At 73.2% G+C, this 6,625-nt stretch carries 5 protein-coding genes; 2 read left to right on the top strand and 3 right to left on the bottom strand.

Annotated elements, in window-relative coordinates; genetic code table 11:
* Nucleotides 1-47: 47 nt before the first annotated feature.
* Both ACSNOK_RS29185 and ACSNOK_RS29180 read right to left on the bottom strand, forming a co-directional pair.
* The gene (locus ACSNOK_RS29185; protein ID WP_436783795.1) at nt 48-788 is read right to left on the bottom strand and encodes an SIR2 family NAD-dependent protein deacylase; all 741 of its coding nucleotides are present in this window, start codon (nt 786-788) and stop codon (nt 48-50) included.
* A 171-nt stretch (nt 789-959) separates the two neighbouring features.
* Nucleotides 960-2,288, bottom strand: coding sequence for a radical SAM protein (locus ACSNOK_RS29180; RefSeq protein ID WP_436783794.1), 1,329 nt, complete (start codon nt 2,286-2,288; stop codon nt 960-962).
* A gap of 640 nt (nt 2,289-2,928) precedes the next feature.
* Between ACSNOK_RS29180 and ACSNOK_RS29175 the strand changes: the two genes are divergently transcribed.
* Nucleotides 2,929-3,750 carry a peptidase inhibitor family I36 protein gene (locus ACSNOK_RS29175; protein WP_436783793.1) on the top strand — a complete coding sequence of 274 codons (822 nt, stop codon included), beginning with the start codon at nt 2,929-2,931 and terminating at the stop codon, nt 3,748-3,750.
* A 109-nt stretch (nt 3,751-3,859) separates the two neighbouring features.
* Here the strand turns inward: ACSNOK_RS29175 and ACSNOK_RS29170 are convergent, their stop codons facing one another.
* Nucleotides 3,860-5,557: a BCCT family transporter gene (locus tag ACSNOK_RS29170; protein WP_436783792.1), complete on the bottom strand. Its 1,698-nt coding sequence runs from the start codon at nt 5,555-5,557 to the stop codon at nt 3,860-3,862.
* A 149-nt stretch (nt 5,558-5,706) separates the two neighbouring features.
* Between ACSNOK_RS29170 and ACSNOK_RS29165 the strand changes: the two genes are divergently transcribed.
* The coding region (locus ACSNOK_RS29165) for a glycerate kinase (protein ID WP_436783791.1) at nt 5,707-6,625 on the top strand (919 nt) is incomplete at its 3' end.

The raw sequence follows: 6,625 nt of genomic DNA, 5'->3' as shown, positions 1-6,625 counted from the left end.
CCTCCCGGCCCCCCGCCCGCCGGGGAAACCCTCCCCTCCCGTCGGCCTCAGGTGGCCGCGCCGTCCTCCCAGCGCCGCAGCAGCGCCGGCAGCGCCGTCCCGATCGGCTCCCGGATCACCTCGTCCGCCCGCTCGTCGTACGGCGTCGGCTCCGCGTTGACGATGATCAGGCGGGCGCCGTGGTCGGCCGCCACCCCCGCGAGCGCCGCCGCCGGGTTGACCGTCAGACTGGTGCCGACCGCGAGGAAGACGTCGCACGCCTTGGCCACCGTCAGCGCGTCACCGAGGACGGCGGGGTCCAGCGGCTGCCCGAACATCACGGTCGCCGACTTCAGGATGCCGCCGCACGCTTCGCACGCCGGGTCGGGGTCGCCCGCCGCGACGCGCTCCAGCGCGGCCTCCATCGCCGACCGCGCCCCGCACTCCGTGCACACCACCGAGCGGGCGGAGCCGTGCAGTTCGAGCACCTTGCGCTCGGGCAGGCCGGCCGCCTGGTGCAGCCCGTCCACGTTCTGGGTGATGACCCGGACCGGCGTCCCGGAGCGCTCCAGGCGCACGATCGCCTCGTGCGCCGCGTTCGGGCGGGCCCGCAACGTGGGCGCGTCGCGGCGCATCAGCCAGGAGCGGCGGCGGATCTCCGGGTCGTTCATGTAGTACCCGTAGGTGACGAGCTTTTCCGCTTCCGGGTCGCGGCGCCAGAGGCCGTTGGGTCCTCGGTAGTCGGGGATGCCCGAGTCCGTGGAGACGCCTGCTCCGGTGAGGATCGCCACCAGGGGGTTCTTCGCCATGGGGTGAGGGTACGCAGCGGGGTGGCGCGGGGCGAACGGAAATTGCCGGGCGCGCTGTGCGCGCCCGTGGGGTTGGTGCCCCGGTCCCTCCCCCAGAGGGGGCACCCCCATTTCACCGTTTCTTGGGGGGGGGACCCCCCCCACCCCCGAAAGCGGCTTCGCCGCTTGTCCTCAATCGCCGGACGGGCCGGAGTCGTCCGCCGGCAGGCTGTCCATGAACGAACTCACCGAGAACACCGCCCGCCCCGGACCCGCCGGGCCGTAGCCGGGCGGGGACGTGAGGCCGAACTCGTCCATCGTCGCGCGGTAGGTCTGCAGCAGCCGGATGTGGTACTCCAGCGGCGCGCCCTCCGGGTTGGCGCGGCCGAGCGGCGTCGTGGGCTCGGGGCACCAGGTGGTGAACCGCGGGGTGATGCCGCGGGACATGAAGAACCGCAGCCCCTCCGCCGTGGAGGCGACGGCCTCGTCGACCGTGGTGAACCCGGCCGGGGCGGCCATCTCCACGCCCGCCACGAAGTTGGGGATGACGTTCCGGGGGCCGAAGACCTCGGCCGAGTCCAGGATGCGGCGGTGCCACTCGTCCCGGCCGACGTAGCGCTCCTTGCCCGGGCAGTAGAGCTCGAACAACCGCCGGTCCCACACTTCGTAGTTGGGGTGATAGATGCGGATCCCGTAGTCGTGGAACCGCTGGACGTCCGCCTTCGGCAGGGCCTGGGCGACGACCTTCCCCGTCCAGCGGCCGGGGAAGCGCTCCTCGATCGCCTGCGCGTAACGGCCGTAGAAGTCGGCCTCGGTGAGCCCGTCCACCCGCGAGGTGATGGAGCCGCCGGTGAGGGTGTACGCGCGGGAGGCGCCGGCCGTGTCGTGCTTGTCGATGATCTCCAGCGCCTCCAGCACCTCCTCGACCGACTTCACGCCCGTGTACGGGCGGCCGGCCGCCTTGTGCTGGCGCCAGTTGTGGTTGATGTCGCAGTACTGGCACTCCTCCTTGGCGCCGAAGTACTGGCAGACCCGGAAGACCGTCAGGTAGATCAGGTAGCCCCACTGGATGGTCGGGGCGACCTCCATCACGGACTTGCCGTTGGCCAGCGTGTGCCGGTAGTAGTCCGGCATCGGGGGCAGGCCCACGTCGGCGATGTGCCGGCCGTCCAGCATCAGGCCGAGCGCCCCGTCGGGGGTGGCGCCGACCCGGTAGGGGGACTGCGGGTTGACCCGCACCGAGACGACCGTGCGCCGGAGCCCGTAGGGGCCGCCGGTGAGCACGATCTCCTCCGGCGGGCGGCGCAGGGCGGCGGCACCGAGCTCGGGGAGGGTGCGGTGGTCGAAGGAGAAGATGAAGTACGACTTCGGTTTGACGTCGCCGCCTTCCTCCCCGGTGAGCGCGGACTCGTCGAAGGCCACGCCGCCGCGCAGCAGGTCCTCCTTGATGACGGCTTCCCGCGGCACCCCGGGGAAGCGGCCCATCAGGTCCTCGACCTCTTCCGTACGGCTGCGTCCCATGACCGCTTCCTCCCCGTCCCTTACGTCCTCGACGCCTTCGGCACCCTGCCCCCGGCGTCCCGCCTCGTCGTGCGTCACCCGGCCCCGCCGGGAAGCCGCCGCCCCGGCGCGGGCAACGACGCGCAACGGTGTGCGCCGGGACGGCGGTTGTGCCCCCGGGGCATCCCCCGGACGGAACCGACGGCGCCCGGACGGCACGCCGCCGATGCTAACGCGCGGGTAGGAGACGCCGGGGACCTAGGTCCGCGGGCGGATACCGGACGCTTCGTCACCGGTCGCCGCGCGGGGCGGCGACGGGAGGCGTCGGACGGCGTCGAAACGGCCTCATGGGCAGGGTGAACCGGCCATTCTCACGAGCGGATCCGGCTCCCGGCCGTTCCGTTTCGCCATCGCCGCGCCGGCCGCACATCACCCCGCTCACGCGACGGCCATGGAAAGCCGCATTCCGGGTGGCGGGCGACTTCAGGCCAGTCCCCTTAAAGCACTCGATTCACAGCAGCAACAAATTCACACTGGGACCACAAGCCCGGCAAGTTCTCCGCGCAGCACCATAGGCGATCGCATCGACGCGCCGTCGCACGGTCGCCAGGGTCGGTCGCGCGGTCGCACACCCCACGACACCACACTCCGGAGAACCTCCTTGATACGCACACGACTTCTCTCCCTCCTCGTCGTCAGCACGTCGACCACGGCGCTGCTGCTCACCAGCGGCGCGGTGGTGCACGCCGACGACCCCGCCCCCGCGCCGACGGCCACCGCCACGCAGCCGCCGTCCGAGGAACCGCCCGGGGAAGGGACGGACGACCCGACGGACGAGCCGTCCGAGGAGCCGTCGACGGAGCCCACCGACGAGCCGACGGGCAAGCCCGGCGACCCGTCGAAGGTGCCGCCGGACGGGAGCCCCGGAACGGAGTCCGGCGGCCCGGTCATAGCCGACTACAAGGGCCGCAAGATCAACCTCGCCGTGTCCTGGGAGGGCGCGACCAGCTGCACCGAGCTCCCCGGCGGGAAGGTCCACTGCTACGACACGGACGAGGAGGCGCTGACCGACCCCGCCCTCCCGGCCGCGACCCGCGCGGCGTCGCGTCAGGCCGACGCCTCCCCCGACGCGACGTTCAGGATGCCGAGCCGGTGCGTCACCGACTACTGGTGCCTGTACCAGCACGCCGACTACAAGGGCAAGATCCTCCGCTTCTCCGAGAGCGGCAAGAAGAAGCTCTCGAACTGGGGCATGGGCGACAAGCTGAGCTCCGTGTACTACCGGGTCAGGACCTGGCCGCTCAACTACGGCGACGCGGAGATCATCGACTCGCGCTCCTGGCCCGTGGCGGACCGCGTCAGGAGGCTCGACGCCGGAAGCATCAGCAAGGCGGGCGCCTACCCCAACTTCAAGCGGCTCGGCTACCCGGGTGGCGGCAACTGGAACGACAAGACCGACTACTTCCACGTCCGGCGCGCCTGACCGGCACCGGGCGGGCGACGCGGCAGCCGCGCCGCCCGGCGATCACCGCGGCCGCGGGCTCGGAGAAACGCCGAGCCCGTGACCCGTCCCGTATGGGGGAGGAGGCCCGTCAGGACGACGGGCCGTCCTCCCCGTCGCCGCGTTCCCGGGCGCTGTCGGCGACCCGCCGCAGCCGGGGATGGCGGACCGGCCCCTGCTCGGTCATCGCCTCGCCGACCATCGTGCGCAGGGCGTCCCGCAGCCCGTGCAGCGCGTGGTGGCGGGCGGGGCCCGCGCCCGGGTCCGTGCGCAGCTCGGTCAGCAGCGACCAGCACAGCGCCAGCATCACCAGGACGAACGGCAGGGCGACGAGGATCGTCGCGGACTGCAGCGACTTCAGCCCGCCCGCCACCAGCAGCACCGCCGCCACGGCGGCCATCAGCACCCCCCACGTGACCACCAGCCAGTTCCGCGGGTGCAGGGCGCCGCGGCTGGTGAGGGAGCCCATCACCAGCGAGGCCGAGTCGGCGCTGGTGATGAAGTACGTCATCACCAGCAGCATCGCGATCCACGAGACGAGGGTGGCCAGCGGCAGCGTGTCGAGCAGGGCGAACAGCGACGCCTCCGCGCCCTGCGCGACCGTCCCGGCCATGTCGGCGGCGCCCGTCATGTCCAGCCGCAGGGCGCTGCCGCCCATGACGCAGAACCAGACGATCGTCGCGCCGCTGGGCACGAGCAGGACACCGATGAGGAACTCGCGGATCGTCCGGCCGTGCGAGATACGGGCGATGAACGTGCCGACGAACGGCGCCCAGGAGAGCCACCACGCCCAGTAGAAGACCGTCCAGGCGCCCAGCCACGCGGAGTCGGTGAAGGCGCCCGTCCGGGTGGCGAGGGTGACGAGGTCGTGCAGGTAGGCGCCGGTGGCGGCGGGGACGGTGTTGAGGACGAAGACGGTGGGGCCCAGGAGGAAGACGAACAGCATCAGGCAGGCGGCCAGCGCGATGTTGAGCGTGCTCAGCCACTTGACGCCCTTGTGCAGGCCGGAGAAGGCGGAGAGGACGAACGCGGCGGAGAGGGCGCCGATGACGACGAGCTCGACGGACGTCGAGTCCTTGATCCCGGTGGTGATGTTCAGGCCCTTGGCCACCTGGAGGGCGCCCAGCCCCAGGCTGGTGGCGGTGCCGAAGACCGTCGCGAAGACCGCCAGCAGGTCGATGATCCGGCCCGGCCAGCCGTCCGCCCGCTCCTCGCCCAGCAGCGGGACGAAGACGGAGCTCAGCCGGTTGCCGCGGCCCTTGCGGAACCCGGCGTAGGCGAGGGCCAGCCCGGCCATGCCGTAGATGGCCCAGGGGTGCAGCGTCCAGTGGAAGAACGAGTACTCCAGCGCCGTCCGGGCGGCGGCCGGCGAGTTCGCCGCGACGCCGCTGCCCGGCGGGGGCGCGACGAAGTGCTGGAGCGGCTCGCCGACGCCGTAGAACATCAGGCCGATGCCCATGCCGGCGCTGAACATCATCGCGATCCACGCCAGGTTCCCGAACTCCGGCCGGTCGCCGTCCGCGCCGAGCCGGATCCGCCCGAACCGGCTGAGCGCGATGACCACGCACAGCACGAGGAACGCGTCGGCCGCGATGACGAACAGCCACGCGAAGTTGGACAGCACCCACCCGAGGGCGGTGGTGGACACCCGGTCGAAGGAGCGTTTGCCGAGCGCCGCCCAGGCGACCACCGCCAGGACGGCGACGGCGCCGACGGCGACCAGGGGGAGGTCCGGGCGGTCGTCCCGGTCCCGTGACGAAGGGGACGCGTCGGTGGTCTCGGTGCTCATGACGCCCCACTATGGCCGGATTGGGGGGCATTCCCCCGGCTGGCACGCCGCCCGGGGGATGGGCACCGCCCCGACCGCCGGATAGGGTGCGCGGGCGCGGCGCGGCGCGGCACCGGACGACACCTGGACCCGGACGGAAGGGCTTGCGGATGACCGACGCACATGTGCTCATCGCCGCGGACAAGTTCAAGGGCTCGCTGACGGCCGTCGAGGTCGCCGCCCACCTCACGGCCGGGCTGCGCCGGGCCGCCCCCGGCCTCGACGTGACGGCGCTGCCCGTCGCCGACGGCGGCGACGGCACGGTGGACGCGGTCGTCGCGGCGCGGCACGCCGGATTCGTCCGGCGGACGGCCCGGGTGACCGGGCCGCTCGGGGAGCCCGTCGAGGCGGCGTGGGCGCTGGCCGGCGACACCGCCGTCGTCGAGATGGCGGAGGCGTCCGGCCTCCGGCACGTACCGCCCGGGCGGCAGGCGCCCCTGACCGCCACCACGTACGGCACCGGAGAGCTGCTGCGGGCCGCCCTGGACGCGGGCGCCCGGCGGATCGTCCTCGGCGTCGGCGGCAGCGCCACCACCGACGGCGGGACGGGCATGCTCGCCGCGCTGGGCGCGCGGTTCCTCGACGGGGCGGGGCGGCCGCTCGGGCCAGGGGGCGGCGCGCTCGCCGCTCTCGCGCGAGCGGATCTGTCCGGGCTGGACGGGCGGCTGGCGCGGACGGACGTCGTCCTCGCGTGCGACGTCGACAATCCGCTGACCGGTCCGTCGGGGGCGGCGGCGGTGTACGGGCCGCAGAAGGGGGCCTCTCCGGGGGATGTGGCCTTGCTGGACGGCGCTCTCGGGCGCCTCGCGCGGGTTCTGGACCCTTCCCGGGCCTCCGCCCCGGGCGCCGGTGCCGCCGGCGGTGTCGGCTACGGCGCGCTCGTCGGCCTCGGGGCCGTCTTCCGGCCCGGGATCGAGGTGCTGCTCGATGTCGTCGGCTTCGCGGACGCTCTTGAACGGGCCGATGTGGTGATCACGGGGGAGGGGTCGCTCGACGAGCAGACGCTTCGGGGGAAGGCGGTGGCTGTCT

Origin of the sequence: Streptomyces sp. URMC 126 (genome assembly GCF_051386555.1) — a bacterium.
In the GTDB taxonomy this organism is placed as follows: domain Bacteria; phylum Actinomycetota; class Actinomycetes; order Streptomycetales; family Streptomycetaceae; genus Streptomyces.
This window is presented reverse-complemented; position numbering and strand designations above follow the sequence as displayed.